The 25,529-nt window shown below is 69.7% G+C and carries 28 protein-coding genes; 11 read left to right on the top strand and 17 right to left on the bottom strand.

All coding sequences use genetic code 11. The features are described from left to right. Positions 1-156: 156 nt before the first annotated feature. The 6 genes from ABNF97_RS03335 to ABNF97_RS03310 all read right to left on the bottom strand — a co-directional run bounded on the left by ABNF97_RS03335 (position 157) and on the right by ABNF97_RS03310 (position 5,072). A complete protein-coding gene (locus ABNF97_RS03335; protein ID WP_349337603.1) occupies positions 157-1,815 on the bottom strand; it encodes a DUF262 domain-containing protein in 1,659 nt (552 codons plus the stop codon). A 601-nt stretch (positions 1,816-2,416) separates the two neighbouring features. Next, entirely contained in the window at positions 2,417-2,650 is a 234-nt protein-coding gene (locus ABNF97_RS03330) for a hypothetical protein (protein WP_349337602.1), read from the bottom strand. Positions 2,651-3,099: 449 nt separating this feature from the next. After that, positions 3,100-3,387, bottom strand: coding sequence for a hypothetical protein (locus ABNF97_RS03325; RefSeq protein ID WP_349337601.1), 288 nt, complete (start codon positions 3,385-3,387; stop codon positions 3,100-3,102). A gap of 192 nt (positions 3,388-3,579) precedes the next feature. Beyond that, on the bottom strand, positions 3,580-4,392 hold the full coding sequence (locus tag ABNF97_RS03320) for a GntR family transcriptional regulator (protein ID WP_349337600.1): 813 nt from the start codon (positions 4,390-4,392) through the stop codon (positions 3,580-3,582). A gap of 61 nt (positions 4,393-4,453) precedes the next feature. Continuing rightward, entirely contained in the window at positions 4,454-4,810 is a 357-nt protein-coding gene (locus tag ABNF97_RS03315; RefSeq protein WP_349337599.1) for a hypothetical protein, read from the bottom strand. After that, a complete protein-coding gene (locus tag ABNF97_RS03310; protein ID WP_349337598.1) occupies positions 4,797-5,072 on the bottom strand; it encodes a hypothetical protein in 276 nt (91 codons plus the stop codon). The genes ABNF97_RS03315 and ABNF97_RS03310 overlap by 14 nt, the downstream gene beginning before the upstream one ends. Positions 5,073-5,397: 325 nt before the next feature. Between ABNF97_RS03310 and ABNF97_RS03305 the strand changes: the two genes are divergently transcribed. The 4 genes from ABNF97_RS03305 (at position 5,398) to ABNF97_RS03290 (ending at position 7,385) form a co-directional block, all read left to right on the top strand. Continuing rightward, positions 5,398-6,006, top strand: a complete 609-nt coding sequence (locus ABNF97_RS03305; protein WP_349337597.1) for a helix-turn-helix domain-containing protein — start codon at positions 5,398-5,400, stop codon at positions 6,004-6,006. Further along, positions 6,003-6,323 (top strand): divalent-cation tolerance protein CutA, encoded by a 321-nt coding sequence (gene cutA, locus ABNF97_RS03300; protein WP_349337596.1) that lies wholly within the window; start codon positions 6,003-6,005, stop codon positions 6,321-6,323. Before ABNF97_RS03305 ends, cutA begins: the two co-directional genes overlap by 4 nt. A 179-nt stretch (positions 6,324-6,502) precedes the next feature. After that, positions 6,503-6,895: a helix-turn-helix domain-containing protein gene (locus ABNF97_RS03295; RefSeq protein WP_207230418.1), complete on the top strand. Its 393-nt coding sequence runs from the start codon at positions 6,503-6,505 to the stop codon at positions 6,893-6,895. An 82-nt stretch (positions 6,896-6,977) separates the two neighbouring features. Beyond that, complete coding sequence (locus tag ABNF97_RS03290; protein ID WP_349337595.1) at positions 6,978-7,385, top strand: VOC family protein; 408 nt, start codon at positions 6,978-6,980, stop codon at positions 7,383-7,385. Between the two features lie 18 nt (positions 7,386-7,403). Here the strand turns inward: ABNF97_RS03290 and ABNF97_RS03285 are convergent, their stop codons facing one another. From ABNF97_RS03285 to ABNF97_RS03270, 4 genes are all read right to left on the bottom strand, one after another. Continuing rightward, the gene (locus ABNF97_RS03285) at positions 7,404-8,159 is read right to left on the bottom strand and encodes a response regulator (RefSeq protein WP_130461162.1); all 756 of its coding nucleotides are present in this window, start codon (positions 8,157-8,159) and stop codon (positions 7,404-7,406) included. Between the two features lie 52 nt (positions 8,160-8,211). Further along, a complete protein-coding gene (locus tag ABNF97_RS03280; protein ID WP_502930446.1) occupies positions 8,212-9,381 on the bottom strand; it encodes a sensor histidine kinase in 1,170 nt (389 codons plus the stop codon). A gap of 123 nt (positions 9,382-9,504) precedes the next feature. Beyond that, on the bottom strand, positions 9,505-11,073 hold the full coding sequence (locus tag ABNF97_RS03275; protein ID WP_486484912.1) for a sugar transferase: 1,569 nt from the start codon (positions 11,071-11,073) through the stop codon (positions 9,505-9,507). A gap of 350 nt (positions 11,074-11,423) precedes the next feature. Continuing rightward, positions 11,424-12,296, bottom strand: coding sequence for a DNA-formamidopyrimidine glycosylase family protein (locus ABNF97_RS03270; protein ID WP_130461159.1), 873 nt, complete (start codon positions 12,294-12,296; stop codon positions 11,424-11,426). Between the two features lie 84 nt (positions 12,297-12,380). On the opposite strand from ABNF97_RS03270, the gene ABNF97_RS03265 reads away from it, so the two are divergent. Continuing rightward, positions 12,381-13,544: a glycosyltransferase family 4 protein gene (locus ABNF97_RS03265; RefSeq protein WP_349337593.1), complete on the top strand. Its 1,164-nt coding sequence runs from the start codon at positions 12,381-12,383 to the stop codon at positions 13,542-13,544. A gap of 41 nt (positions 13,545-13,585) precedes the next feature. On the opposite strand, the gene ABNF97_RS03260 is transcribed toward ABNF97_RS03265, so the two are convergent. From ABNF97_RS03260 to ABNF97_RS03240, 5 genes are all read right to left on the bottom strand, one after another. Next, entirely contained in the window at positions 13,586-14,314 is a 729-nt protein-coding gene (locus tag ABNF97_RS03260; protein WP_349337592.1) for a CDP-alcohol phosphatidyltransferase family protein, read from the bottom strand. Beyond that, positions 14,289-15,356, bottom strand: coding sequence for an iron-containing alcohol dehydrogenase (locus tag ABNF97_RS03255; protein WP_130461156.1), 1,068 nt, complete (start codon positions 15,354-15,356; stop codon positions 14,289-14,291). The genes ABNF97_RS03260 and ABNF97_RS03255 overlap by 26 nt, the downstream gene beginning before the upstream one ends. Next, on the bottom strand, positions 15,344-16,075 hold the full coding sequence (locus ABNF97_RS03250) for a sugar phosphate nucleotidyltransferase (protein WP_130461155.1): 732 nt from the start codon (positions 16,073-16,075) through the stop codon (positions 15,344-15,346). The genes ABNF97_RS03255 and ABNF97_RS03250 overlap by 13 nt, the downstream gene beginning before the upstream one ends. Before the next feature lie 182 nt (positions 16,076-16,257). After that, positions 16,258-17,097: a hypothetical protein gene (locus tag ABNF97_RS03245; RefSeq protein WP_349337591.1), complete on the bottom strand. Its 840-nt coding sequence runs from the start codon at positions 17,095-17,097 to the stop codon at positions 16,258-16,260. Continuing rightward, entirely contained in the window at positions 17,094-17,543 is a 450-nt protein-coding gene (locus ABNF97_RS03240) for an NUDIX domain-containing protein (RefSeq protein ID WP_130461153.1), read from the bottom strand. Before ABNF97_RS03240 ends, ABNF97_RS03245 begins: the two co-directional genes overlap by 4 nt. Positions 17,544-17,656: 113 nt before the next feature. On the opposite strand from ABNF97_RS03240, the gene ABNF97_RS03235 reads away from it, so the two are divergent. From ABNF97_RS03235 to corA, 3 genes are all read left to right on the top strand, one after another. Then, a complete protein-coding gene (locus ABNF97_RS03235; protein WP_130461152.1) occupies positions 17,657-18,049 on the top strand; it encodes a CBS domain-containing protein in 393 nt (130 codons plus the stop codon). A 139-nt stretch (positions 18,050-18,188) separates the two neighbouring features. After that, positions 18,189-19,283 (top strand): aminotransferase class I/II-fold pyridoxal phosphate-dependent enzyme, encoded by a 1,095-nt coding sequence (locus ABNF97_RS03230; protein ID WP_130461151.1) that lies wholly within the window; start codon positions 18,189-18,191, stop codon positions 19,281-19,283. A 671-nt stretch (positions 19,284-19,954) separates the two neighbouring features. Beyond that, on the top strand, positions 19,955-21,016 hold the full coding sequence (gene corA, locus ABNF97_RS03225; RefSeq protein ID WP_207230417.1) for a magnesium/cobalt transporter CorA: 1,062 nt from the start codon (positions 19,955-19,957) through the stop codon (positions 21,014-21,016). Positions 21,017-21,179: 163 nt separating this feature from the next. On the opposite strand, the gene ABNF97_RS03220 is transcribed toward corA, so the two are convergent. Continuing rightward, complete coding sequence (locus ABNF97_RS03220; RefSeq protein WP_130461149.1) at positions 21,180-21,863, bottom strand: hypothetical protein; 684 nt, start codon at positions 21,861-21,863, stop codon at positions 21,180-21,182. Between the two features lie 189 nt (positions 21,864-22,052). On the opposite strand from ABNF97_RS03220, the gene ABNF97_RS03215 reads away from it, so the two are divergent. Both ABNF97_RS03215 and ABNF97_RS03210 read left to right on the top strand, forming a co-directional pair. Then, on the top strand, positions 22,053-22,583 hold the full coding sequence (locus ABNF97_RS03215; protein WP_130461148.1) for a peptidylprolyl isomerase: 531 nt from the start codon (positions 22,053-22,055) through the stop codon (positions 22,581-22,583). A gap of 70 nt (positions 22,584-22,653) precedes the next feature. After that, positions 22,654-23,565, top strand: a complete 912-nt coding sequence (locus ABNF97_RS03210) for a rhomboid family intramembrane serine protease (RefSeq protein WP_130461147.1) — start codon at positions 22,654-22,656, stop codon at positions 23,563-23,565. A 174-nt stretch (positions 23,566-23,739) separates the two neighbouring features. On the opposite strand, the gene ABNF97_RS03205 is transcribed toward ABNF97_RS03210, so the two are convergent. Beyond that, positions 23,740-24,183, bottom strand: coding sequence for a PH domain-containing protein (locus ABNF97_RS03205; RefSeq protein ID WP_349337590.1), 444 nt, complete (start codon positions 24,181-24,183; stop codon positions 23,740-23,742). A gap of 117 nt (positions 24,184-24,300) precedes the next feature. Here ABNF97_RS03205 and ABNF97_RS03200 point away from each other — a divergent pair, with 117 nt between their 5' ends. Further along, positions 24,301-25,494: an acetyl-CoA C-acyltransferase gene (locus tag ABNF97_RS03200; protein WP_130461145.1), complete on the top strand. Its 1,194-nt coding sequence runs from the start codon at positions 24,301-24,303 to the stop codon at positions 25,492-25,494. Positions 25,495-25,529 lie beyond the last annotated feature (35 nt).

Raw genomic sequence — 25,529 nt, 5'->3', positions numbered from 1 at the left:
GCGGACGGGACCGGCAGCGCTTGTGAGTGGATTGCCGCCAGTTCGATCTCCAGAGGCTTGCACGGGGCAGGAGCAGTTCCGCCCGGCGCTCGGGCTTGCCCCGGACCCACTACTATCGCTGCGCCTCTCGGGCGTTATGTAGCGGACGGGTCCAACCTACGGGTTGTCCAGGACGACGTTCGCGAACTCCTCGGTCCGCTGCCGGATTACATCGGCCGTCCACGTGTGGTACTTGAGGACCTGGACACTCCGAGGGAAGTCAGATACACGGTTGGCGAGGTAGGTAACCTTCTTGTCATCAAATTCTCTTCGGCCGGCTGACGAATTTTTGCTTTTGCTGAGCAATACCAGGTTCCCGGCCGAATTAACAAGCTTCTCGTGCTCTTCTTTGCTGAAAGTCGTATCCCACTGCCCGGCGGGCTTGGGGTTTTGAGGAAGAACGTGTTCGATCGAACGAACTTGAAAATGATGGGCGTGATCCAACTCGCTCGTCACGATCTCGGCGCGGACAAGCAAGTATTTCGCGTGGCTAGCGCCGTAAAAATTTTCTGAACGGCACGCAGCTTGGATGTGCTTAAGTTCCACCCTGGTGCTTGCGGTGACATCCGTGGCTGACTTGGCCGCCTGAATTTCCCTCAGAAGCCGGGTGTACGTCCCATATCGCTCATCCTTGCGGATCGCTCGCACCCAATGATCGAGATATACCTTCTCAAGTTCGAGCACGAACTGGTACAGATGCTCTCTGCCAAACTTATCAGCGAAGTAGAGCAGGCATGCCTTCCACTCTGACGCTGGGAAGTGCTCGACCATGGCATGCATCATCGTGTGGTATTCGACGTGCTGGCTCGATGCGGAGTCTAGGTAGTCTCGATCGACGAAGAGTTTGTCGTACAAGTCGACGTACTTGGTGAGCTCCTCGATGAATTGCCCGCCGGGCTTTGGTGCGTCGCCCTTGCCCAGGATCCTATCGACATATTCCGTGTGCAGATCTGCGGCGGGCTTATCCTTGGTGTAAATTAGGCGTAGTAGGTGAAAGATGTCCTCGAATTTCGATTCCCCGAGTTGGGCCTCCATGTCCTCCCACTGGTGAGCATACTTTATTCTCGCATCTGAGTGAGGCGTTCGAATCGGATCTAGATTGAACGCCTTTAGTACGTCGATTCGACGGAGTTGTTTGCCGCGATCGTTGACGACGGTGAAGAGTCTGAAGGCGTCTTCGAACGAGTCGGTAGCCAGATAAATTAATGTACACCACTTGTTGACGAAGATAGCAAAGCTTTTGACCGTCTCAGGCGACATCGCCTTCAGTTCGTCCCAGAAGATCGCCCTTGCTGACTCATAACGACGGCCAGCAGCCGTGCTGCTGTTAAAGTCGGAAACCGCCTTCTCGGTCCCACCAATGGCGCCGATTAGCGAGTTGAAGACGGCTTGGTCTTTGGCTTGGAGCCTATTTTTCGCTGGGATCGCATCCAGCGTGTTCTCCGGCTGATAAATCTTCGCGTGCAGTTCTCCGGCCAGTTTTTCCTCGCCCGCGTCACGGAGAGCATCTCTCACGCATGCGATCAGAATACAAAGTGCCGTCAGGCGCTGCTGCCCGTCCACTACGTCGTAGTCCGAGCTTTCCTGCTTATGAAGTACAAGAGTTCCGAGGAAGTATGGTTCGTCCCACTTTGCGCCAGTGAGATCATCGATTAAGTTTGTAAAGTCCTCGTCGTCCCACATGAAGGGTCGTTGATACTCGGGAATTCGGAAGAAGAAATCTTGAGAGAATAGCTTCGCCAATGGAAGCATGTCGCTGTCGAGCTGCTTGGCCACCTCACCCCTCCGCTACCTGATCCATGTCTATGCTACCGGCGTCCGGCCAGGTTCGGGGTCGGCGGTGGGGAGGTTTCATCGACCCCACCGCAGCTATCGGACGGGCACCTCGTCAAGGAAGGGGTCGGGCTCGGCGTGGCTATGCCGAGTGCCGGTACGAGATCGAGCACCAGGAGCCCGGCGCCCCTCGGTGCCTGCGGGATGCCCTGCCACCCCCTATTCGTTGACGACAACCTGTCGACACTGGTGGCTGTCGACAGCAACGGTCCCAACCCCTGCTGCTAGCCAAGGCCAACGATGGACGGATGGAGGTGGGCCGAGGTCACGCACGAGAACAGATGCGCCCGGACGGACTGCACAGAGCTTGTAAGCGAGATGTCGAAACACGCTCCGCGTTCTGGCTTGTCGTCAGCCGATGCTTGATCGGCAACTGCCGAATAGCCCTGTTCTTGGATCAAGGCACCGCGCTCCGCGCGGTGCGGGGCGGCAAGCCCGGCCGGCGGCAAGCCGCCCCGGTCGCCTTCGGCGCCGGGGCGGTGAACCGCCGACAGCCGCCGGGACGCCGCCCCCACGCGCTGTCGTGGGCAGTCGGGCGAGCAGGTCATCCCAGGCTGAGATCGTCCGGATAGCGCTCGTGGAGCGCGGCCACCGCATTGCGCAAGCAGTCGTCGAGGCTGCTGCCGTCGTACCTGATTGACGCCCCGCCGAGCTGCTGGCCGGAGGTCACCACGGTCCAGGGCTTGTGCGCCCGCTCCCCGTCTACCTTGATGATGCCTACCAAGCCCAACTCGCCGAAACACGTCAGCAGCTCCGGTACACGCTCGTCCCACCTCACCCGAGGATTGGACCACGAAGGCCGATACGGAAGCCCGCGCACCACCCGCCGTCGAGGTTGGGGCTTCCGGCTGCCGCGCCAGTCCACACCCCGGACTGGCTTGCCATCGAGCGCCCGGGTCGCTACCCGTCGTGGCCGTCTAGGCGTACTCGGCCGCCGCCTGTGCCCCCTACGTGCCCGTAGCGCCGGGAAGCCACGGGGAACGGCGGTCAACCACGGGCACCGTGACCAGGAGCGCGGCCCGTTGACCTTCAGCCGGATCGGTACCCCAGCGAGTTCCCAAGCTGACAGTGCGGGTTCGATTCCCGTCACCCGCTCCAACAACGAAGGCCCAGGTCGGAGAATACTTTCTGACGCTGGGCCTTTGACGTATCTGATCTGTCCGGGCGTCGTGCCCCTGTGCGCCCCTCCGGTTCCGCGCGCCCTTCCGTGCGGCAGACGTGGGAGCGTCAGGAAGTCGGCGAGGCCGACGAGGCGAACGACGCCAGCGAGGCCGACAGCAGCGAGCGCAGGGCTTCGGCCCGTGCTTCGATGATCCGCATTCGTGCGGCGTGCTCGGCCGGGTCGCGGTGTGCGGCTTGGTCGGTCATCTGGCCGGGCCACTTGCGGTAGTGCAGTCCAGGTTCGGCGATGAAGTAGCCGTCACTGACGACGTTGGCCGCGATGAGTAGGCCGGTGTCCTCGGAGGCGGGTAGGGCCATCCAGCCGCCGAGGGCCAGGAGGAGATCCCGGCGCATGCACAGGGTCGCCGGGTGTACGGGTGCCCGGTAGTCGTTGGCCTTCCAGAAGGCGAGGACCGCACCGCGGCTGATGGGTCCGTCGCTGGCATCGTCCGCACGACTCGTAAGCGGCCAACGACCCGTAAGCATCGGCAAAGTAGCCGACACTGGGCGGCCAGTGCACCAGCGTGATGACCGAGACGAGTCGGCTCAAGCGTTCCACCGCTTCAGCTTCGTCGTGAAGCAGAGTTCTGTCCGGTCACCGGGGAAAACGACGTCCGCGACCTCTACCACGCGGTCCCGGATGTCGTACGACGTCTTGCGCACGTCCAGGACGGCAACCCCGGCCTCGATGCTGAGTAGTTCCGCCTCGTCCGGCAGCGGCGGCCGAGCCTGTACGACCTCCTCGATCCGGTCCAGCTCAATACCAACGGTGGAGAGCTGATGTTGCGTGCCACCCGGCCAGGGCTCGTAGTCGGCGGACAGCAGTTGCTTGTTGCCCTTAACCAGGCCATACGGCAGGTAGGAGTAGGACACCGACAGCGGCGCGGTTTCGTGCCGGGAACTGGTCCAGTAGACCCGCCGCAGCAGCGGCGCACCGACCGGCAGCCCGAACGCTGCCGCCATCTCCTCGTCCGCCTTCACCTCGGTGTACTCGGCGTGGAAGCGGAGATCATCCACCGTCAGGCCGGCGTCGTGCTCGGTCCCGCCGATCCGCCGCCGCTCGGCCTCGTCGAGGAGTACCCGGTCCTTCTCCCACTGGTACCGCTCGGTGTTGCGCCGACGGACCCGCTGCCGAGGCGCCCGAACGTAGGTGCCCCGACCCTGCTCGGCCCGGACCAGGCCCCAATCCCGAAGCTGCCGGATGGCGTTGCGGACGCTGGTCCGGGACAGTCCGGACGAGTCGGCCAACTCCGTCTCGCTCGGCATGGCCGTACCCCGGGCAAGCTCGCCGCTCTCGATCCGGGCGCGCAGCTCCTCGGCAAGCTGGAGGTAGCGCGGACGCCAGTCACGAGAGTTCACGACGCTTACGCTATCGCCCAGACGTTGGTACGTCTGCCGGGCCGTCGACCTGTCGCGCCGGTCAGTCACCGCCCTCGTTCCCAAGCAGCGGATCATCTCGAAGCTGCCAGGCTCCGACCGGATGGGGAAGGTGGATGATCTCAGCGAGTATCCGCCCTGTCTGCGCGAATGTGAGCAGGACGGTTTCGGTAGACCCGTAGCGCGTGACATCGACCTTCAACAGCGGAGCGTGCGCGGCGCCGCGATCAGCGACGAGCTGGACGCTGAGCCAACCGCTACCCTCCCGGCCGACGGTCGCCAGCCGGCTACGGTGCCTCGTGTCCGCAGCGACGCAGCCCTGACACCAGACGGGGCACACGTCACGCCGCAGGCCCCTCGTCCACGGCAGCCCTCCGGCGTTGTGGTCATTGCCGGCCATGGTCGTCTCCCTGTGGCGGAGTGAAACCGGCCTGGTGCAGCAGTTCGTCCAGGTGCCGAGCGAGCCGCCACACCTCGGCCAGCCGAAGCGCGGCCCCGCCAGATCCCCACCACCGGCCGACAGCATGAAGCCCGATCATTGGCTGACCTGCCTGCCCGGCGAACAGGTACACGACGGCGTTGCCGCCGCCGCGCCGGTCGCCGAAACTCCGTACCGGCCCCTTGTGATGGCGAAGCGCGTGCTGCATCTGCGGCGGCACCACGAACTCACACCGCTGAGGCACACACCACGGCGGATGTGCCACCTCGGGCCGCTGCCGAGGCGCCCCGCTCACCGCGACCATCTCCCGCCACGTCCCGGGAACGAGGGCAGGGTCGGGACCTTGTCTGAAGATCCGAGACGCGACGCGCAGGGACGCTGAACAGGCATCGTGTGGTCCTTTCGGGGAGAGAACCGATGCACCGACCTCAGCGGGTGAGCGCCCGCTGAACCTTCTTAGTCCTCAACTAGGGGACTAGTTAGCCACTTCCAATATGGGACCCGCTCGTCCGGTTGTCAAGGACTACTTAGTCCCCCAGAATTACGACGTGGAGATCTCGGAAGTCATCCGGCGACGTAGGACAGAACTCGGCGTTTCTCAGGCGGATCTCGCTGCCGCAGCCGGTGTCGACAAGCGCCAGATCCGGCGGTACGAGGCCGGCGAGCAGCAGCCGCTGTTCTCAGTCGCCGTCGCGATCGCCAAGGCGCTACAGATCACCGTCGGCGAGCTGGCCGGCATCCCGACCCACCGCGTCAACCTCTCGGGCGACTGGTGGGCGTCCTGGCAGACATCGAAGGACGGCGCTGAGGTGATCACCGCGCAAGAGGTGCGGTTCCGCCAAGAGGGCGACGTACTCCAGCTCCAGGCCGTCACCCGTGGCATCGAGGTCGAGGACGGAGGCTACCACTGGCGTGGCGAGCTTCGCCTGTGGGATAACGAGATCCTCATGGGCTGGTACGCGGCCAACGATGGTTCTGTGCGGTCCAAGGGAACGATGTACTTCGTGCTTCACCCGCACGGGCAAGAGATGGCCGGTCGCTGGGTGGGGCTGAGCTACGACGGCAAGATCGTCACTGGATTCGGCGGCATGGCGCACAGCGAGCAGGAGGCGCGCTCCATCATTGACCGACTCAAGACCGAGGAGGGCGGGAAGTGACTGATGTAGTCGAGGTGATCATCACCGGCCCGGACGCAGAATGGCTTGCCGAATTCACTCGCCGCCTGGTCGACGACCGGCTAGCCGCATGCGGACACAACATCGCTCCAATCCGCTCCATCTACCGCTGGCAGGGCAGCGTTCACGACGAACCGGAGGCTCGAGTGGCGTTGCACACCCGGGCAAGCCTGGTCGAACGCCTCACGGCACGCGCCAACGAGGAACACCCGTACGATGTGCCCTGCGTCATCGCCGTGCCTGTGGTACACGGCAACCCCGCCTACCTGCAATGGGTTCTGAACGAGACCATGACGTAGCCCGCACCGACCTCGTTGACCGGCCCGGCTGCCGCCCTTTTTTGCCTCTCTTTGGTCCGTCAGCTGATGCGCGACGCGGTTCTGTCAGGTGATGCGCGACGCCTTGTTTTCGCCGTCGGCGAGCTTTCCGGCAGGGTGGACGAATGCGGCTGCTCGGCAGAGCGTGGTGTGATGGAGCCGTGAGCCGGGCAGTGGAGGAGCGTAACCGCCGGATGCTCCGGGCCCGGGACGCGATGGACCGGGCGTACGCGCAGCCGCTGGACGTACCGACGCTGGCCCGGATCGCGCACGTCTCGGAGGCGCACTTCACGCGTACCTTCCGGGCCACCTTCGGCGAGACGCCGCACCGCTATCTCCAGCGGCGCCGGGTCGAGCGGGCGATGTTCCTGCTCCGGGAGACCGGGCGAAGCGTGACCGACATCTGCTTCGATGTCGGCTTCGGCAGCCTCGGCACCTTCAGCCGGACGTTCCGGGACATCGTCGGCTGCTCCCCGCGGGCGTACCGGAAGGGGACGGCGGCGCTGAACGTGCCGACCTGCTTCACGATGGCCTGGATGCGACCGACCGCCTGACGCCGCTGAGCTGCCGGAACAGCCCGCCGACTGAGCGGTTTTGGATAAGTTTCCGGCCGGCTCTGGCCGTAGCGTGAGGGACATGTTCAACGCCATCACGCACTCGCAGATCTACGTACTCGACCAGGACGAGGCCCTCGACTTCTACGTCGGCACGCTCGGCCTGGAGGTCCACACGGATGCCGACCTCGGCTTCATGCGCTGGCTGACCGTCAACGTCCCCGGTTCTCCGGAGCGGCAGATCCTGTTGACGACGCCGGGGCCGCCGGCACTCTCCGAGGAGACGGCCAAGCAGGTCCGGGAGTTGGTGACGAAGGGTGCGATGGGCGGCTGGCTCATCTTCAGCACCGACGACTGCCGCAAGACGTACGAGACGCTGCTGGGCCGGGGCGTCGAGTTCACCGAGGAACCGACCGAACGCCCGTACGGCATCGACTGCGGCCTGCGTGACCCCTTCGGCAACAGCATCCGCTTCACCGAACCGAAGTAGCGGTCTGCGGGCGGCGGGTCAGCGGTTCCAGTCCTGCTTCGCCGCCCGGACCAGCTTGTCCTTCAGCTCCCGGGTGTGCCGGCGGCTGACCGGCAGCTCGGTGTCGTCGACCACCACGACGTACCCGGAGTTGGCGAGCCGGAGTTCGGCGATCAACCGGAGCTGCACGAGGTAGGAGCGGTGGATCCGGACGAAGCCCGCGTCGGCCCACCGCTCGGCGAGGGTGGCCAGCGGCACCCGCACCAGGTGTGAGCCGTCGGCGGTGTGCAGCCGGGCGTAGTCGCCCTGCGCCTCGACCCAGCGTACGGCCGAGCGGGGCAGCATCCGGGTGGTGCCGGCCAGCTCCACCGGGATCGTCGGGTCGGGTTCGGCCCGGGCCAGTGCCGCCGGATGGGTGGGTACCACCCGGGAGCCGACCACCCGACGCAGCGACTCGGCGAGCCGCTCGGCCCGGACCGGCTTGCGCACGTAGTCGGTGGCGCCGAGGTCGAAGGCGTCGACCGCCCCGTCGTCGTACGCGGTGACGAAGACGATCGCCGGTGGCCGGGCGAACCGGCGGAGTACCCGGGCCAGCTCCACGCCGTCGAGGCCGGGCATCCGGATATCGAGGAAGACCACGTCGACGTCGGCGTCCCGGAGCACCCGCAGTGCCTCGGTGGCGTCGCCGGCGGTGTGCAGCCGGGACACCCGTGGATCGGCCCGCAGGTGGTACGCCAGCTCGTCGAGCGCCGGTGGTTCGTCGTCGACGGCCAACACGCGCAGGAAACCGGTCACGGGTCAGCCCTCCACAACCCCTGCCGGTCCCGGTGCACCGGCCCGGCCCCGGTCACGTGCTCGCCCGGACATGACGGTGGAACTTCGGTATCCGCATGCTCACCTTCGTACCCGATCCGAGGTCGGTCTCGACGACCAGGCCGAACTGGTCCCCGAAGACCGACCGGAGCCGTTCGTCCACGTTGGAGAGGCCGACGTGCTGGCCGGAGTCGTCGGCCGGGTCGTCGGCGATGCCGGCGGCCAGCGCGGCCGGGTCCATCCCGACGCCGTCGTCCTCGACGGTTATGTGGCATTCCGCCCCGGCGTCCCGGGCCTCGATGCTGATCATCCCCACCCCGGGCTTGCGGGACAGCCCGTGCCGGACAGCGTTCTCGACCAGTGGTTGCAGGCAGAGGAACGGCAGGCTGACCGGCAGCACCTCCGGGGCGATCTGCAACTTCACCTGGAGCCGGTCGCCGAACCGGGCCCGCTCGATGGTCAGGTAGCGGTCGATCGAGCGCAGCTCCTCGGCGAGCGTGGTGAACTCGCCGTGCGCCCGGAAGGAGTAGCGGGTGAACTCGGCGAACTCCAGGATCAGTTCCCGGGCCCGCTCCGGGTCGGTCCGGACGAACGAGCCGATCGCGGTCAGGGCGTTGTAGATGAAGTGTGGGCTGATCTGGGCCCGCAGGGCGCGTACCTCGGCCCGGGCCAGCCGCTCCCGCGACGAGTCGAGTTCGGCGAGCGCGAGTTGGGCGCCGGCCCAGTGCGCCGTCTCCAGCGCGGCCTGCACCAGACCGGGTGCCGGCTGATCGTCGACGATCGCCACCAGCGCGGCGCAGGCCAGGCCGTCGGGGCCGGTCAGCGGGGCGATCACCGCGCCCCGGACCGGGCAGTCGACCCGGTCACAGCGCAGCTCGGACTCGCCGAGCACCGTCGACCGGCGGGTCGTGATGGTGTTGGCGGCGGCGGCGAGGAGCTGCTCGCCGTGGTGGCCGCCGCGCCCGTCGATGGCGAGCAGCCGGTCCCGGTCGGCCAGCGCGAGCCCGGCGGAGCCGACCAGGGTACGCAGGTGGCGGACCGCCTTCGCCGCGCCGGCCGGGGTGAGCCCGGCGCGCAGCGGCTCGGCGGCCAGCCCGGCGGTGTGCAGTACCTCGTAGGTGGCTCGCTGGGTGGCGGTGGCGATGCCCTGCCGGGCGCGCAGCCGGACGACGGCGAAGAGGGCAGCCGCCAGTGCACTGATCATCGCCACCACGGCCACCGCGGTGGACAGGTTGGGCCACCCCACCCAGAGATCCTGACGGTTGGTCGGCCGGTTCGCCAAGCCACCGGTCCGGCCGGATCCCCGCAGGCCGTCCCGAGCGGGTCGCTAGTACGCGCCCTTGCGGGCCAGTACCACTCCGACGGTCCGCCACAGGATGCTCAGGTCGTACGCCAGCGACCAGTTGTCGACGTAGTAGAGGTCCAGCCGGACGGCCTCGTCCCAGGAGAGGTCGGAGCGGCCGGAGACCTGCCACAGCCCGGTGATGCCGGGCCGGACCAGCAGCCGGCGCCGTACGTCGCCGAGGAAGTCGCCGTCGTCGGCGGGGAGCGGGCGGGGACCGACCAGGGACATCTCGCCCCGGAGTACGTTGATCAACTGGGGCAGCTCGTCGAGCGAGCTGGCCCGGAGGAACCGCCCGGCCGGGAAGACCCGGGGATCCTGCTTGATCTTGAACAGCATGCCGTCGGTCTCGTTCTGGTCGACCAGGCTGGCCAGGCGCTGCTCGGCGTCGACGTACATGGTCCGGAACTTCCAGACCCGGAACGTCCGCCCCTCGTGCCCCACCCGGGGCTGCCGGAAGAAGACCGGCCCGGGATCGGAGATCCGGATCGCGATCGCGATCGCGACGAAGAGCGGGACCAGCAGCAGCAGCCCCAGCCCGGCGGCGAAGCGGTCGAGCAGGTTCTTCGCCAGCAGCGCGGGGCCGGAGAGCGTCGGTTCCTCGACGTGCAGCAGCGGCAGACCCTCGATCGGCCGGATGTGCACCCGGGGGCCGGCGATGTCGGTGAGCTGCGGTGCCACGATCAGGTCGACGCCGGAGCCCTCCAACTGCCAGGCCAGCCGGCGCAGCTCGCCGGGCTCGGTGCTGGCCGAGCCGCAGACCGCGATGGTGTCGCCACCGACCTCGCGGACCAGCGAGAGGATGTCCCGGCCGGCGTAGACCGGGATCGGCGTTTCGAGGCCCCGGGCCGCGGCGTAACCGTCGGTGAGGTGGATCGCCACCGGTTTGAGCCCGGCGGCGGGTACCCGGTTGATCGCCGTGTAGACCTCCAGCGCCTCCGGCAGGGTGCCGACCAGCACGATCCGCTGCGCGGCCTGGCTGCTGCGGCGGCGCACGGTGTGCAGGATCAGCCGGGCGGTGGAGCGGGCGAGCAGGATCAGCAGCAGGGCACCGAGCAGCACGGTGCCGACGGTGAGCCGGGACAGGTCGGTCTTGGTGGCGAAGGCGAGGAAGGAGACAGTGGCCGCCACCGCCACCCCGGCCCGGGTGACCCGCTTGAACTCGTCGGTGCCGAGCCCCAGGTAGCGGCGGTCGTATGCGCCGTTACCCCAGAGCACGATCAGCCAGCCGAGCGGCAGCAGCAGGTACGACACGGTGTGGAACCAGGTGGCGTCATTGTCGTTTATCTGGAAGCCGGACGCCGCCTTGTCGAACTGCGAGATGGCGAGCCAACTCGCCAGTACCGCCGCCCCGAAGTCCAGCAGCAGGAGGATCGCGATGTACGGCCGGTGCCAGCGGGACACCCGCCGCCGCGCCCGCGCCCACGCCGACCGGGGTACCCCGTTCGGCTGCCGAGTCGTCGGTGGCTGGATCTCGAAGCTGTCGACGTGACGCAGAGTACTCGGTCGGCCGTTGCCTACCGGGCGCTGGAGGCTTGTCGTCACCTCACCCACGTCCTCCCGCGTGACACGTGCCGCCCCTTTGCCGTAAGGGCTCGGGTCGCCCACCGTCTCAGTCTCTCCCATGCAGGCCCCGATCCTCATCCGGTCCGGAGCGCCGCCTCGCGGCGCGGAGGCCCAATAACGATCGTCGGGGACGCCGGCCCGAGGGACGGCCCCCGCCCGCCCCGCGAAACACGAGTAGCGGGCTGCCCATAGCGGAGTCGCAGACCGGGGTCACTATACCGACGGACAGCGGCGGCGGTAGAGCCGGCGGGTGGCGATTTCTTGCCCGCTGGGCGATTTCGACCCGGTGTGTGGGCCGGGATCACACAACGTACAAGCGCGATCGCTGAATCTACGGGCTAGCGCACCAACCGGGAGAGCCGACGGTCCGCGAGAGGTTTCCCGCCGGTCTGACATTTCGGGCAGTACTGGAGGCTGGAGTCGGCGAACGACACCTCACGGATCGTGTCGGCACAGACCGGACAGGGCAGCCCGGTCCGGGCATGCACCCGCAACCCGGCCCGCTTCTCCCCCTTCAGCTCCGCCGCCCGCTGCCCCAGCGACCGCTCGACGGCGTCGCCGAGAATCTGCCGGGCCGCCGCGTGCAGCGCCGCCATCTGCTCGTCGGTGAGCCGGTTGGTCAGCGCGAACGGCGACAGCTTCGCCGCGTGCAGGATCTCGTCCGAGTACGCGTTGCCGACCCCGGCCAGCACCTCCTGGTCGGTCAGCACCCCCTTGACCTGCCCCCGCCGGCCGCGCAGCCGCTCGGCGAAGGTGGGCAGGTCGGCGGCGAGCGCGTCCGGCCCGAGCCGGGCCACCCCGGGCACCTGGCTCGGATCGGTCACCAGGTACACGGCGAGCTTCTTCTGGGTACCGGCCTCGGTCAGGTCGAAACCGGACCCGTCGTCCAGGCGTACCCGCAGCGCGATCGGGCCCTTGCCGGGTTTGAGCGGCATCGCCGAGTTGAACGCCTCCCGGTAGTGCAGCCAGCCGGCCCGGGCCAGGTGCGTCACCAGGTGCAGCTCCGGCTCGCCGTTCCCGGCCAGCGTCACGTCGAGGAACTTGCCGTGCCGGCCTGCGTCCACGACCTCCCGGCCGGCAGCCGCCGACGGCGCCGGGTCGTACGTCTTCAGGGCGCTGATCGCCGCGACCTCGATCCGGTCGACCCGCCGGCCGACCGCCCGCTCGCGCAGGTAGCCGGCGAGCGCCTCCACCTCAGGTAACTCGGGCACGGAACTAACGGTAGCGTTCATCCCCGGCCAGGCGCGGAACGCGCGGACGGGGCTGAACGCGATCATGGAGGAGGGGCGACCGGCGTGCAGGTGATCGTGGCGCACAACCGGTACCGCGAGGCGCAGCCCTCCGGCGAGAACACCATCGTCGACCAGGAGATCACCCAGCTCAGGGCCGCCGGGGTGACCGTCCATCCCTTCCTGCGCAGTTCCGACGAGATCGCGGAGTTCTCCCCGGCCGCCAAGGCGCTGCTGCCGATCTCGCCGATCTACGCGCCAAAGGCGCAGCAGGAGCTGAGCCGGCTGATCATCGAGCACCGGCCGGACGTACTGCACCTGCACAACCCGTACCCGCTGCTCTCGCCCTGGGTGGTCCGGACCGCGCACAGACACGGGGTGCCGGTGGTGCAGACCGTGCACAACTACCGGCAGGTCTGCTCCTCCGGGCTCTACTTCCGGGACGGAAAGATCTGCCAGGACTGCCGGGGCCGGGCGCTCGGCGTGCCGGCGATCGTGCACCGCTGCTACCGGGGCTCCCGGGCACAGAGCGCACTGATGGCGACCACCCTGGCCGTACACCGGCCGACCTGGCGCTCCGTGGACCGCTACATCGCGCTCACCTCCGGGATCGCCGCACACCTGCGCGACTACGGCATCCCGGACGACCGGATCGTGGTGAAGCCGAACGGCATCCCGGACCCGGGCGCACCGGCGCCGCTCGGCGAGGGCTTCCTCTTCTTCGGCCGGCTCTCCCCGGAGAAGGGTGTCGGGCTGCTGCTCGACGCCTGGCGCCGGCATCCCGACGGCGCGCTCGGGCCGCTGCGCATCGCCGGGGACGGCGAACTGCGACCGCAGGCCGAGGCGGCGGCCGCCGAACGGGCCGACGTCGAGTTCCTCGGCCCGCTGGACCGGGCCGGGGTGGCCGCCGCGCTCCGGGCCGCCGCCGTGGTGCTGGCCGTACCGACCTGGCACGACGTACTGCCCACGGTGGTGATCGAGGCGCTGGCCGCCGGGCGTCCGGTGCTGGGTACCGCGCTCGGTGGCATCCCGTACCTGGTCGGCGCGGACGACCCGGCCGGTGCGTCGGGCTGGCTGGTACCGGCAGACCCGGCCGCGTTGGCCGGGGCGCTGCCCGCCGCCCGGGACGCGGCCGCCGCCGTCGCCCCACGGGCCCGCTCCCGCTACGAGCGCACCTTCCACCCCGACGTGGTCACCAAGCAACTCCTCGACGTCTACACCGGCATGTGACGTCTACACCGGCATGTAAGGAAGGGGCCCTTCCTTACACCTCAGCGGAGTGAGGCGCGGGCGGAGAAGGCGATGCTGGCCAGCAGGAAGCCGCCGTTGACGAGGGTGAACGCGGCGATCAGCCAGGTCGTCCATTCCGGCACGACGGCGAGGATCAGAGCGGCCACGAAGATCACCGCACCGTAGTCCCGGATCAGCTTCACCAGCCGTACCGGCAGCGAGGTCGAGGTGACCATGCTGGCCGTGTTCGGGCCGGCCGCCATCACCGAGGTCACCAGGTTGACCATCCAGGTACCGGCGAACGCCGCGACCAGCCAGACCGGCGTCGCGGGTCGCTGCGCGACGGCCGTCGCCGACAGCGCGGTCACCAGCGCGATCTGGGCCGCCACGTCACAGAGCACGTCCACCCGGGCGCCGGCCGGGCTGCCCTGGCCGGTGACCCGGGCGAGCTGCCCGTCCGCGCAGTCCAGGGCGTACGCCAGTTGCCAGCCGAGCAGTGCGGCCAGCCCGACCGCCCAGGCTGGCACCTCTCCGGCGGCAACCGGCCCGGCCAGGGCCACCACGGTCACCGAGACCGCCAGCCCGAGCACCAGGTTGGCCATGGTCAGCGCGGTGGGCGGCAACCCCGTCCGGTGCGCGGCCAGGGCCAGGGCGGCGCCGATGCGCTGGCTGATCGCCTCGCTGAACAGGCCCCCGCCGCGGTTGACCCGGTAGAAGTCGGTGGCGGTGGGCGGGGACACCGGGTCAGCCGAGATGTTCGCGGAGTGCATCGAGGTAGTTTGCCAGCCGCTCACCGATCGCGGCAGGAGGCAGGTCGAGGTGCTCCAGCACCGTGTACCGATCCGGGCGGGTGTTCGGGGCATAGTGGACGGCGGCCACGAACTCCTCGGCGGCTAGCCCCAGCTCGGCCGGGGTGGTGGGTAGCCCGTGTCGGTGCAGGCAGGAGGCGAGCTGGCCGAACCGCTCCAGGTCGCCCCGGAGGTACGTGCAGAAGAGCGCGCCGAGCCCGACCTGCTCGCCATGCGACGCGGTGCCCGGGTTGAGCCGGTCCAGCGCGTGCGAGATCTCGTGGCAGCCGCCGCTGACCGGCCGGGTCGAGCCGCAGATCGAGGAGGCGATCCCGCCCAGGATCAGCGCCTCGGCCAGGGTGGTCAGGAAGGCGTCGTCGGTGATCTTTCCGGGGTGGTTGATCAGGGCCTCGGCCCCGGCGCGGGCCAGCGTGACGGCGAGCCCGTCGATCGGCTCGGCGCGTACCCGATGGGCCAGCTCCCAGTCCGCGACCGCACTGAGGTTGCTCAGCGCGTCCCCGATCCCGGCCTGGGTCTGCCGGTCCGGGCCGTTCTCCACGAAATCCAGGTCGACCACGATGGCGATCGGGATGTGTACCCCGTAGGAGCCCTTGCCGCCGTCGTGGTCGAGCGAGGCGGTCGGCGAGGCGATCCCGTCGTGCGCCAGGCTGGTCGCCACGCTCACCATCGGGATGCCGTAGCGCGAGGCGGCCCACTTCGCGGTGTCGATGGTCTTGCCGCCGCCGATCCCCACCACCGCGTCGTAGGAGCGGCGGCGCAGGTTCTCGCCGAGTTCCTGGGCGGCGTCCAGGGTGCCGCCGGTCACCGTGAAGACATCGGCGTTGCCGAGGCCGGGCCGGCACAGCTCGGCGATCCGCTCGCCCTGCCCGGGGCCGACCACCACCGCCACCTCGCCGCCGGCCGAAATCCGCCGGTCGGCCAGCAGCGTGCCGAGGTCCGCGATGGCGCCGCGACGCACGTCGATCACGAGCGGAGTGTTGACGGTACGGGCTAGTAGTGGCATGCGATCTCCTGGGCTCGGGTCAGGTCCTCGTGGTTGTCGACCTCGACCCAGGGCAGGTCGCCGATGGGTGCCGCCCGCACCTCGCCGCCGCGCTGCGCGAACTCCTGGTAGCCGTCCTCGTAGTAGAGGTTCGGATCGCGCCGCCAGGTCGCTTCCAGCGCGTCCGCCAGCTCACCGGCGACCCGGGATTCGATCAGGGTCGCCCCGATGTACTCCCCGTACGCCTGCGCCGGGTCGATCAGCTTGCTGATCCGGACGAGTTGGCCGGAGTCGTCGAGGACGGTCTTCATCTCCTCGTCGGCGAGCTTCTTGACGGTGTCGACCGCGAGCAGGATGCCGGGGCCGCGCTGGGCGAGCAGGGTCCGCTCCACGTCGACCGGGTGCACGGTGTCGCCGTTGACGAGCAGTGCGCCCTGGGCGAAGTGTTCCCGGGCCAGCCAGAGCGAGTACGCGTTGTTCCACTCCTCGGCCCGATCGTTGTGCACCAGGGTGAGCTTGACCCCGTACCGGTCGGCCAGGGCGGCCTGCCGGGCCCGTACCGCCTCGGCCGCGTATCCGACCACCACGGTCACGTCGGTCAGCCCGACCTCGGCCAGGTTGCGCAGCGCGATGTCGAGGATCGTGGTGTCGCCGTCGACCGGAATGAGTGCCTTGGGCAGGGTGTCGGTGTACGGCCGCAGCCGGCGACCCGCTCCAGCGGCCAGTACCACACCGATCATTCCGGGTCCTCTCTCGCGACACGTCCGACGCACGGAGGATAGCGCCGCGGGCCAGCGGTACGAATTCCCGGCGAACGGCCCGGCAATCCAGGTCCGGGTGTTCAGCCGGGCAGCACGGCCAGGTCGGCTCAGCCGGGCAGCGCGGCCAGGTCGGCTCAGCCGGGCAGCGTGGTCTTGTCGGCTCAGCCGGGCAGCGCGGCCAGGTCTGCGAGGAGGCGCAGCCGTTCGGCCGGGGTCAGCGCGGCGTACGGGCCGGCCGCCCGGCGGTCCGTCTCCAGCTCGATGGCGAGCCGTTCCGGTCCCGCCGCGAGTTCAACGATGCTCCGGGCGGTGTGCCCGGCGGCCTGCCACGCGGCGGCGTGCGCGTCGGCGCGGTGGTACCGCAGCGTGCCGAGCCGATTGAGCAGCAGTACGCCCGGCGGGGTGCCGTCCGGCTCGTACGGCGGTGCCATCGCCGCGAACGCCCGCCCGTCGGTCGGCCCCTCGACCGGGACGGTCTCGACGGGCGCGGGAGGCAGGTGCCCGTGCCCGGGGCCCGGGGTGCCGACCTCGGCGGGCCACAGTTCGTCGAGCGCGGCCGAGAGCAGTCGGCCGAGGGTGCCGACGAGCCCGCGTATCCGTTCGGGGTGCGCCGCCCAGAGCTCCCCGGTCACCTCGGCGTGCAGCGCGGCGAGTTCGGCCAGAAAGGCCCGGCCGCGCTCGGTGGCCAGGACGCCGCCGTCCGGCCGCCGGTACAGCATCCCGTGCGCGACCTGCTTGTCCAGCGCCCGCTGGCACTCGGCCGGGTCGCCGTAGCGGAGCAGGGCGGCCAGCCCGGTGTCGTCGACGATGCCGCCGGGTGCGGCGAGCCTGGTCCGGAAGTCGATCAGGAAGCCGGTCGCGGCCGGACCGCCGTAGCTCTGGACCAGCTCGGCTCCACCCCGGATCCGGGTGGTGGCCATGACGGACCGGAAGACGCGGTCGACGGCCGGCCCGACCAGCGCGGCGGCCTGGTGCGGGGCGAGCGGGACGAGGTCGTTCACAGGCCGATCAGGTGCAGGGCGCGGAAGCCGTCCTCCGCGATCCGCCGGATCAGTCCGTCGTTGACGTCGCGGTGCTCGTCGAGCAGCCCGATCTCGTCCTCGGCGAGCCACCGGAACTCGGTGTGCTTGCCCACCTCCAGCCGGGGGCGGCCGAGGTCGCCGTCGACCCGGACGAGGAACTCGGTCTCGATCCGCTCGATGCCGTCGTCGGGGATGTACCGGTACTCGCCGACGGTGCCCAGCACCAGCGAGACGGTCCAGCCGGTCTCCTCGGTGACCTCGCGGAACAGTGCCTCCTCGACCGTCTCGCCCGGTTCGAGGTGACCACCGACGATGTCCCAGGTGTTGGGAAAGAGCTTCCGATGGGGGGACCGTCGCTGGAAGAAGATCCGGCCCTCGTCGTCGACGATCAGGGCTCCGGCGCAGCGTAGGGGCTCCGTGGACACGGGTCGAGACTAGCCACCCCGGTCCCGCCGGCCACACCGCCGCTTGTGGTTGTCCGGGTGAGCGTCCAGTCTGTCCCTGACCGGTGTCCCCGTCCGCGAGGTTGTGATGAGTGATGCGGGTACGTGAAGCGATGTCCGGAAATGTTCTGATGGTCGGTCCGGAGCACACGCTCCGGCAGGCCGCCGAGATGATGGCCGCCCGGGGCGTCGGCTCGGCGGTCGTCGTCGACCCCGACTCCGAGGGCGTCGGCATCATGACCGAACGCGACGTGCTCAAGGCCGTCGGCGCCGGCCTCGACGTCGACGTCGAACGGACCGGCGCGCACCTGACCTGGGACGTGGTCTACGCCGGGCCGGACTGGACCGTGCACGAGGCGGCCGAGGCGATGTCCCGGGGCGGCTTCCGGCACCTGGTGGTGTTGGACGGCGACGAGGTGGTCGGGATGATCTCGGTCCGGGACATCGTCCGGGTCTGGGTCGGCGCCCCGGCGGTCGCCTCGATCTGACCGTCTTCGCCGCTCGTCGACGGGGACGATCGGCACCAGCCGGGGCGAATCGCCCGCCGGCAGGGTTCCGGTCGCCCAAGATACGGACATTGTCGTGCCTCTGCCCGGGACGCTGGCGGCGCCCGTACGCTGGGTAGTCATGACTGTCGAGCAGCTGATCTCCTTCGCCCGTGGGGCGCCGTCGCTGGACATCGTCGACATCGCGGGGTTGAAGGCCGCGGCGGGCCGCGCCTTCGACGCCGATCCGGCCGGCATCACCGGGTACGGGACATCCGTCGGATACCCACCCCTGCGGAAGTGGATCGCCGACAAGCACGGCGTCGAGGTCGACCAGGTTCTCGTCACCAACGGGTCGCTCCAGGCCGACGCGTTCCTCTTCCAACACCTGGTACGCCCCGGTGACGCCGTGGTGGTGGAGCGGCCGACCTACGACCGGACCCTGCTCAACCTGCAACGCCAGGGCGGCGAACTGCACCCGGTCACCATCCAGCCGGACGGGATCGACACCGACGAGCTGGGCAAACTGCTCGAATCCGGGGTGCGCCCGAAGCTGGCGCACATCATCCCCAACTTTCAGAACCCGGCCGGGGTGACCCTGTCGGAGGAGAAGCGGCAGACCCTGCTCGACCTGGCCGTCGAGTACGACTTCACGATCTTCGAGGACGACCCGTACGCGGATGTCCGGTTCCGGGGTGAGCCGCTGCCCTCGATGCTCTCGCTCGACCGGCAGGGCCGGGTGGTGCACGCGTCCAGCTTCACCAAGACGGTCTGCCCGGGGGTCCGGGTCGGCTACCTGGTCGGTCCGGCCCCGCTGATCGCGGAGATCGCCAAGGAGGCGACGAACCTCTACATCTCGCCCGGGATGGTGGCCCAGGCGATCGTGCACCAGTTCTGTGTCAACGGTGACCTGGAGCGGTCGATCCGCACCGTCAGCACCGCTCTCGGCGAGCGGGCCGCAGCCCTGGCCGCCGCGCTGCGCGAGCACATTCCGGACGCGCGGTTCACCGAGCCGAACGGCGGCTACTTCCTCTGGGTGGAGCTGCCGCAGAACGTGCGGGCGGACCGGCTCGCGCCGGCCGCGGCCGAGCGCGGCGTCACGGTGGTCAAGGGCAGCGACTTCCTGGTGGAGGGCGGCCAGCACGCGCTGCGGCTGGCGTACTCCGGGGTGACCGTGGACCAGATCGACGAGGGGGTCCGCCGGCTCGCCGACGCGGTAGGGGCGGTACGCGAGTAGCGGCGTCCCCGGCCGACCGGTTGTGCCGGATGCCGGGGTGCGAACATCGGGCGGACGCCGCCGGTGGTTCGTGCCCCGGGGACCGCTCGCATCGATGGGCGGCTTTCTGGCCATTCGGTCGGTTCTGGGGAGTGTCCTGTCAGATATCTGACAATAGTGGCCGCCGGCGAATTCAGGTCTTCCTACGCGCCGGTAGCAGGCTCACAATGCTGCGAGCGCCACTCGTGTGGAGGCCGTCGTTCCGCCCCCCCGGAACGACGGCGGGTCTCCGGCTGCGGCTGGCGCGCCCGGAGCAGAACCCCCGCCCCCCAGGTGCCGGGTGGGCCGTCCGCACCTTTACCCCCCGACGTGGACGGTCCACCCGGCGCCACTTTTCGGCAGCCACCCCGGAGCCGGGCCCGCCATCGTCAGCCCTCGCCAGCCCTCGACAGCCCTTGACCGGGCGAAGCCGTCCGGACGAAGGCATCCGGCGGTGCGGCCGTCGGGGGGTGGGCTGGGGTGATCCGCGACATGTCCGCCGTCGAGCGGCGACGGCGTACGCTGCAACCCGCACCCGAACAGGCCGAAAGGGGGCGGTGACGATGCCGGATCAGACCGATTCCGATCGAGTGGCGGTCAGTGGGAACAGTCGGCAGAGACCCCGGGCCTGGACGGCGCCGGTACGCGCGGCGATGACCCGGATGCTGAGCACCGAGGCCGGCCAGCAACGAAACCCGGCGAGCCGCCGGCCGGACGGGCTCGGTGTGGTCGACTGCGGACTCTACGTCGACGGCGTACGCCAGCCGGGGCAGATCGGTTACGCCGAGGCGCTGGACGCCGCGCGGAAGCGGCCCGGCGCCTTCGTGTGGCTCGGCCTGCACGAGCCGAGCCAGGCGGAGATGGCCGGCATCGCGGCGGCGTACGGGCTGCACGAACTTGCCGTCGAGGATGCCGTCAAGGCGGAGCAGCGCCCCAAGCTGGAACACTTCGGCGACGTCCACTTCCTGGTGCTGCGTACCGTTCGGTATGTCCGGAAAGGCGAACTGACCGAGAACTCCGACGTGATCGAGACCGGCCAGGTGATGCTCTTCATCGGGCCGAACTTCGTGCTCACCGTGCGGCACGGCGACGCCTGCCGGCTGGCGCCGGTCCGCTCCGAACTGGAGGCGCGGCAGGAGATCCTGCGCCAGGGGCCGTGGGCGGTGGCGTACGCGGTCACGGACCGGGTGGTGGACGTCTACCTGGAGGTGACCGACCGGGTCGGCGACGACCTGGACGTGCTGGAGGGCGAGGTCTTCGCCCGGCAGGCACACGGCCGGATCCAGCGCATCTACCAGATGAAACGGGAACTCGTCGAGTTCAAGCGGGCGGTCGGCCCGCTGCAACGCCCGATGATGACGCTGACCGCGCAGGTCAACCGGGACGTGCCGAAGGAGATCCGGCGGTACTTCCGGGACGTGCAGGACCACCTGACCCGCACGGTCGAGCAGGTCAACTCCTACGACGACCTGCTCAACTCGATACTCCAGGCCCGGCTGGCCCAGGTGACGGTCGACCAGAACAACGACATGCGCAAGATTGCCGCCTGGGCCGCCATCGCCGCGGTCTGGACCGCGATCGCCGGCATCTACGGGATGAACTTCGACTTCATGCCGGAGACCGGGTGGAAGTACGGCTATCCGGTGGTACTCGCGCTGATGCTGCTGATCTCGCTCGGCCTCTACCGCTGGTTCCGCCGCAACCGCTGGCTCTGATCCAGCTCCGCCGCAACCGCCGGCTCTGATCCAGCTCCGTCGACGGCCGCGGCGTGGGGCGTGATCTGCCCCACGCCGCCGTGACCGTCGTCCGGACGCCGCACCGCGGCTTCGTCCAGACGCCCCTGCGGCTTCGCCCGGACGCCGGCATCCGCCGATTCGTTCAGTTACCGCTGTTGCGCGATGCGGCCGTGCCGAGGAGTCCGTCGGACTTGTCGCCGCTCTTCGGCGCCGCCTTCTTGGCCCCGTCGGTGATCGGCCCGGTCGAGATCTTCTCGCCGGCCGTCACCGCGCGGTCCTTCGCCGTCGGCACCGACTTGGGCCCGGTGGGTTCCCGGGTCATGCCGGCCGCCGAGCCGCCCATGATCGTGGCCGCGTCGTCGCGTACGGCGTCCAGCGTGGCCGCCGGGTCGTACTCGTCCCACGGGCGCTGCCCGCGCCGCCGCATCGCGACCGCGCCCATGGCACCGGCCACCGCCCCCGCGACCAACAGCCCGGTCAGGACCGGCCAGCGTCGACGCATCATCGAGTTCTTCTTCCGCATCGCTCTCATCTTCTTCGACCTCGCCTTGCGGGCGACCGAGCCGGCCTGGCGGGCGCCGTCCGTGGCGGCCGTGGCCAACGGCGCGAACCTGGTCATCGCCGATTCCCAACCGTCCGAAGCCGTCGCCCGCACCCTGGTCGCCGTCGGTGCGAGATAGGCCCGGGCGGCGTACGCCTGTGGCCCCACCGTTGCCCCGACCCCGGACGCCGCGTGGGTGGCCGCGCGCATCAGGTGATCGAAGCTCTCGCCCAGTTCGGCCTTGACGAGCTGCCTGCGGGATCTGCGCCCCCCGAATCCAAACACCGGTCCCCACCTCCTTGGGTGTTGTTCCTCCGTCATCCTGCACCCTCGGATGCGCTCGCACTGCCAGAACGGGCACATGGGAGGATCCGCATAGAAACACCTACCAGCGCCGGCCCGTGCCTCCTGGCCGGCGGACCGTCCCGTCGGTCGGCACCACGCGGCCGGCGGCAACTCGATCGAGGAGTACTCGTGGCCGAGGCCGCCTACGCAACCCTGCACACCAACGCCGGCCCGATCCGGCTGGAACTGTTTCCGAACCACGCCCCGAAGACCGTGCGGAACTTCGTGGAACTGGCCGAGGGGACCCGGCAGTACACCGACCCGCGTACCGGCCAGCCGGGCAGCGGACCGTACTACGACGGCACCGTCTCGCACCGGGTGATCAGCGGATTCATGATCCAGATGGGTGACCCGACCGGCACCGGCCGGGGTGGCCCGGGCTACAACTTCGCCGACGAGTTCCACCCGGACCTGCGGTTCGACCGGCCGTACCTGCTCGCCATGGCGAACGCCGGCCCGGGCACCAACGGCTCGCAGTTCTTCATCACCGTCGCGCCGACCCCGCACCTGAACAACCGGCACACCATCTTCGGTCAGGTCGCCGACGAGGCGTCGGCGAAGGTCGTCGACTCGATCGCCAACACCCCGACAGGTGCCCAGGACCGGCCGATCCAGGACGTGGTCATCGAGCGCGTCGAGATCGAGCGTAAAGACGGCTGACGTCGATCCCGGGTACCTTTGCCGGCATGAGTCGTAGCGGGCGGAGGTCGGGCATGAGCGGAGGAGCGGCATGAGCGAGTCGCCGCCGACCACACCGGTCTGTTACCGCCACCCCTCCCGGGAGACCTACGTCCGGTGCACCCGGTGTAACCGCCCGATCTGCCCCGACTGCATGCGGGAGGCCTCGGTCGGACACCAGTGCCCGGAGTGCGTGGCGGAGGGCCGCCGCGGGCAACGGCCGGCGCGCACCGCCTTCGGCGGCGGTGCCGCCGGCCGCCAGGGCTACGTCACCAAGACGCTGATCGCGATCAACGTCGCGCTGATCCTGATCTCCATCTACAGCGCCCGGGGCGGCGACGCGGTGGCCGGGGCCGGCTTCGGCGGCCTGCTCGGCGGGCCGACCCCGCTGACCTCCTGGGGAGCCGTGCTCGGCCTGGACCGGTTCGGCCCGTTCGGCGCCGAGGAGGGCATCGCCGCGGGTGAGTACTACCGGCTCTTCACCGCGATGTTTCTGCACTACGGGCTGCTGCACCTGTTGATGAACATGTGGGCGCTCTGGGTGCTCGGCCGGTCCCTGGAGGCCGTCCTCGGTCCGCTGCGGTTCCTGGCGCTCTATCTGGTCGCCGGGGTGGGTGGAAACGTCGCGGCCTACCTGTTCAGCCCGGTGAACGCCCGCACGGTCGGCGCGTCGACGGCGATCTTCGGGCTCTTCGCCGCGCTCTTCGTGATCATGCGTCGACTGGGTCGGGACACCTCGTCGGTGATCCCGATTCTCGTGATCAACCTGGTCTTCACCTTCGCCGTACCCGGGATCTCCATCGCCGGTCACCTGGGCGGGCTGACCGCGGGGGCGGCGATGGCCCTGGTGCTGGCCTACGCGCCCCGGTCCCGCCGCACACTCTTCCAGGTCGGTGGCGGTGCGGTCATCGGCCTGGTACTGGCCGGGCTGACCCTGATGCAGTCCGCCACCCTGCTCGCCTGAGCCAGCCCGCATCCTCGCCCGGACTCGCATCATTGCCCGGACTCGCATCCTCACCCGGAATCGCATCATTGCCCCGGCCCGCATCCACCGGCAGCCGGGCTCGCACCGTGGTCGCCGCGCCGGGGTGGCGTCGGTGTCCGCCGACCCGGAGGCCGGCTCCGGCGGTGCGACGGCTCAGTACGCCGGGCCGCCCTCGCGTACCGCGTGCAGCACCTCGGCGACCTCGCGCGGTGCGACCCCGAGGTCGTACCGGCTGAACAGGTGCAGCGAGGCGCCTCGGTCGATCTCCAGCATCTCGGTCGCCAGCCCGAGGCGGGGCCGGGTGTCGACGGTGATCCGTTCGATCTCCGCCCACGGGATGCGCCGCCGCCCGGCGAAGCCCTGGATCACGGTGACCCCGCCGGGGTCGACCGCGAGCCGGACCGGCGCCACCAGGTCCCGTACGCCCCAGCCGAGCAGGACGGCTCCGACCAGCAGACCGGCGCCGAGGCGTACCGGGTCGCCGTCGGAGAAGAGGGCGCCGAGCGTGACGAAGAGGGCCGCGCCACCCAGCTTGCACACCGGCAGCGCGATCTCGACGCGCCAGCGCCGTGCGGGAGTGTCCGGTTCGGAGTGCACGGATCCAGGATGCCACCGCCATCCGCGGCGGTCCGGGTCGCCTGTCTCCGGTCCGGGTTCGATCGCCACCCGGCGACGACGTAGTATCGGGGTTAGCCAAGTTACTGGGGAGTAGACATGGCGGACGCGGTCATCGTCGGTGCGGTACGGACCCCGGTCGGACGGCGCGGCGGAGCACTCGCCACCGTGCATCCGGTCGACCTCTCGGCGCGGGTGCTCACGGCGCTCGCCGAACGTACCGGGCTGGACCCGGCCGAGGTGGACGACGTGATCTGGGGCTGTGTCTCCCAGGTCGGTGAGCAGGCCTGGAACGTCGGCCGGAACGCCGTACTCGCCGCCGGCTGGCCGGAGTCGGTGCCCGGCACCACCCTCGACCGGCAGTGCGGGTCGAGCCAGCAGGCGCTGCACTTCGCGGCGGCGGCGGTCGCCTCCGGCCAGGCCGACCTGGTGGTCGCCGGTGGCGTGGAGTCGATGACCCGGGTGCCGATGGGCAGCAGCATCGCGCCGGGCGGCGGCTCGACCGGCACCGGTCTGCCCTACGGCGACCGGGTCCGCGACCGCTACCGGGGTACGCCCGGCTTCGCCGCCGACGATCCGGTGCCGTTCAACCAGGGCGTCGGCGCGGAGTTGATCGCCGCCCGGTGGGAACTGACCCGGCGGCAACTCGACGAGTACGCGCTGGCCAGTCACGAGAAGGCGGCCGCCGCGCAGGACGCCGGTGCCTTCACCTCGGAGATCGTCCCGGTGGTCGTACCGGACGGAACCAAGGTCGTCGCCGACGAGGGGATCCGCCGGGACACCAGCCTGGAGCGGCTGGGTGGGCTGAAGACGCCGTTCCGGGCCGACGGGGTGGTCACCGCCGGCTCCGCCTCGCAGATCTCCGACGGTGCGGCCGCGCTCGCGGTGACCACTTCCGACTGGGCCCGCCGGCACGGACTGCGCCCGCTGGCCCGGATCCACACCGCCGTGGTCACCGCCGACGATCCGGTACTGATGCTCACCGCGCCCATCCCGGCCACCGCCAGGGCGCTGCGTCGGGCCGGGCTCGCCATCGAGGAGATCGGGGTGTACGAGGTCAACGAGGCCTTCGCCCCGGTGCCGCTCGCCTGGCTGGCCGAGACCGGGGCGGACCCGGCCCGGCTCAACCCCCGGGGTGGCGCGATCGCCCTCGGCCATCCGCTCGGCGGCTCCGGCGCCCGGATCATGACCACGATGCTCCAGTACATGCGCGACCACGACGTCCGGTACGGCCTCCAGACCATGTGCGAGGGCGGCGGGATGGCCAACGCAACCATCGTGGAACTTCTATAAGTTCATTCTCATCCATGCCTTGACCGCGTCATCCC

Origin of the sequence: Plantactinospora sp. B6F1 (assembly GCF_040120695.1) — a bacterium.
Classification (GTDB): Bacteria; Actinomycetota; Actinomycetes; order Mycobacteriales; family Micromonosporaceae; genus Plantactinospora.
Note: the sequence above shows the minus strand (reverse complement) of the source record. Positions and strands in the feature narration are given on the sequence as shown.

Coding starts and splice junctions, on each gene's coding strand:
- ABNF97_RS03325 (WP_349337601.1), bottom strand. CDS start 3,387: ATGCGCCGGGATCTCCTCCTGGCCCTCGGCGGCTGGATGGCCCTACCC.
- ABNF97_RS03290 (WP_349337595.1), top strand. CDS start 6,978: ATGTTCAACGCCATCACGCACTCGCAGATCTACGTACTCGACCAGGAC.
- ABNF97_RS03230 (WP_130461151.1), top strand. CDS start 18,189: ATGACTGTCGAGCAGCTGATCTCCTTCGCCCGTGGGGCGCCGTCGCTG.
- corA (WP_207230417.1), top strand. CDS start 19,955: ATGACCCGGATGCTGAGCACCGAGGCCGGCCAGCAACGAAACCCGGCG.
- ABNF97_RS03200 (WP_130461145.1), top strand. CDS start 24,301: ATGGCGGACGCGGTCATCGTCGGTGCGGTACGGACCCCGGTCGGACGG.
- ABNF97_RS03315 (WP_349337599.1), bottom strand. CDS start 4,810: ATGGCCGGCAATGACCACAACGCCGGAGGGCTGCCGTGGACGAGGGGC.
- ABNF97_RS03260 (WP_349337592.1), bottom strand. CDS start 14,314: ATGCACTCCGCGAACATCTCGGCTGACCCGGTGTCCCCGCCCACCGCC.
- ABNF97_RS03210 (WP_130461147.1), top strand. CDS start 22,654: ATGAGCGAGTCGCCGCCGACCACACCGGTCTGTTACCGCCACCCCTCC.
- ABNF97_RS03250 (WP_130461155.1), bottom strand. CDS start 16,075: ATGATCGGTGTGGTACTGGCCGCTGGAGCGGGTCGCCGGCTGCGGCCG.
- ABNF97_RS03235 (WP_130461152.1), top strand. CDS start 17,657: ATGCGGGTACGTGAAGCGATGTCCGGAAATGTTCTGATGGTCGGTCCG.
- ABNF97_RS03255 (WP_130461156.1), bottom strand. CDS start 15,356: ATGCCACTACTAGCCCGTACCGTCAACACTCCGCTCGTGATCGACGTG.
- ABNF97_RS03280 (WP_502930446.1), bottom strand. CDS start 9,381: ATGATCAGTGCACTGGCGGCTGCCCTCTTCGCCGTCGTCCGGCTGCGC.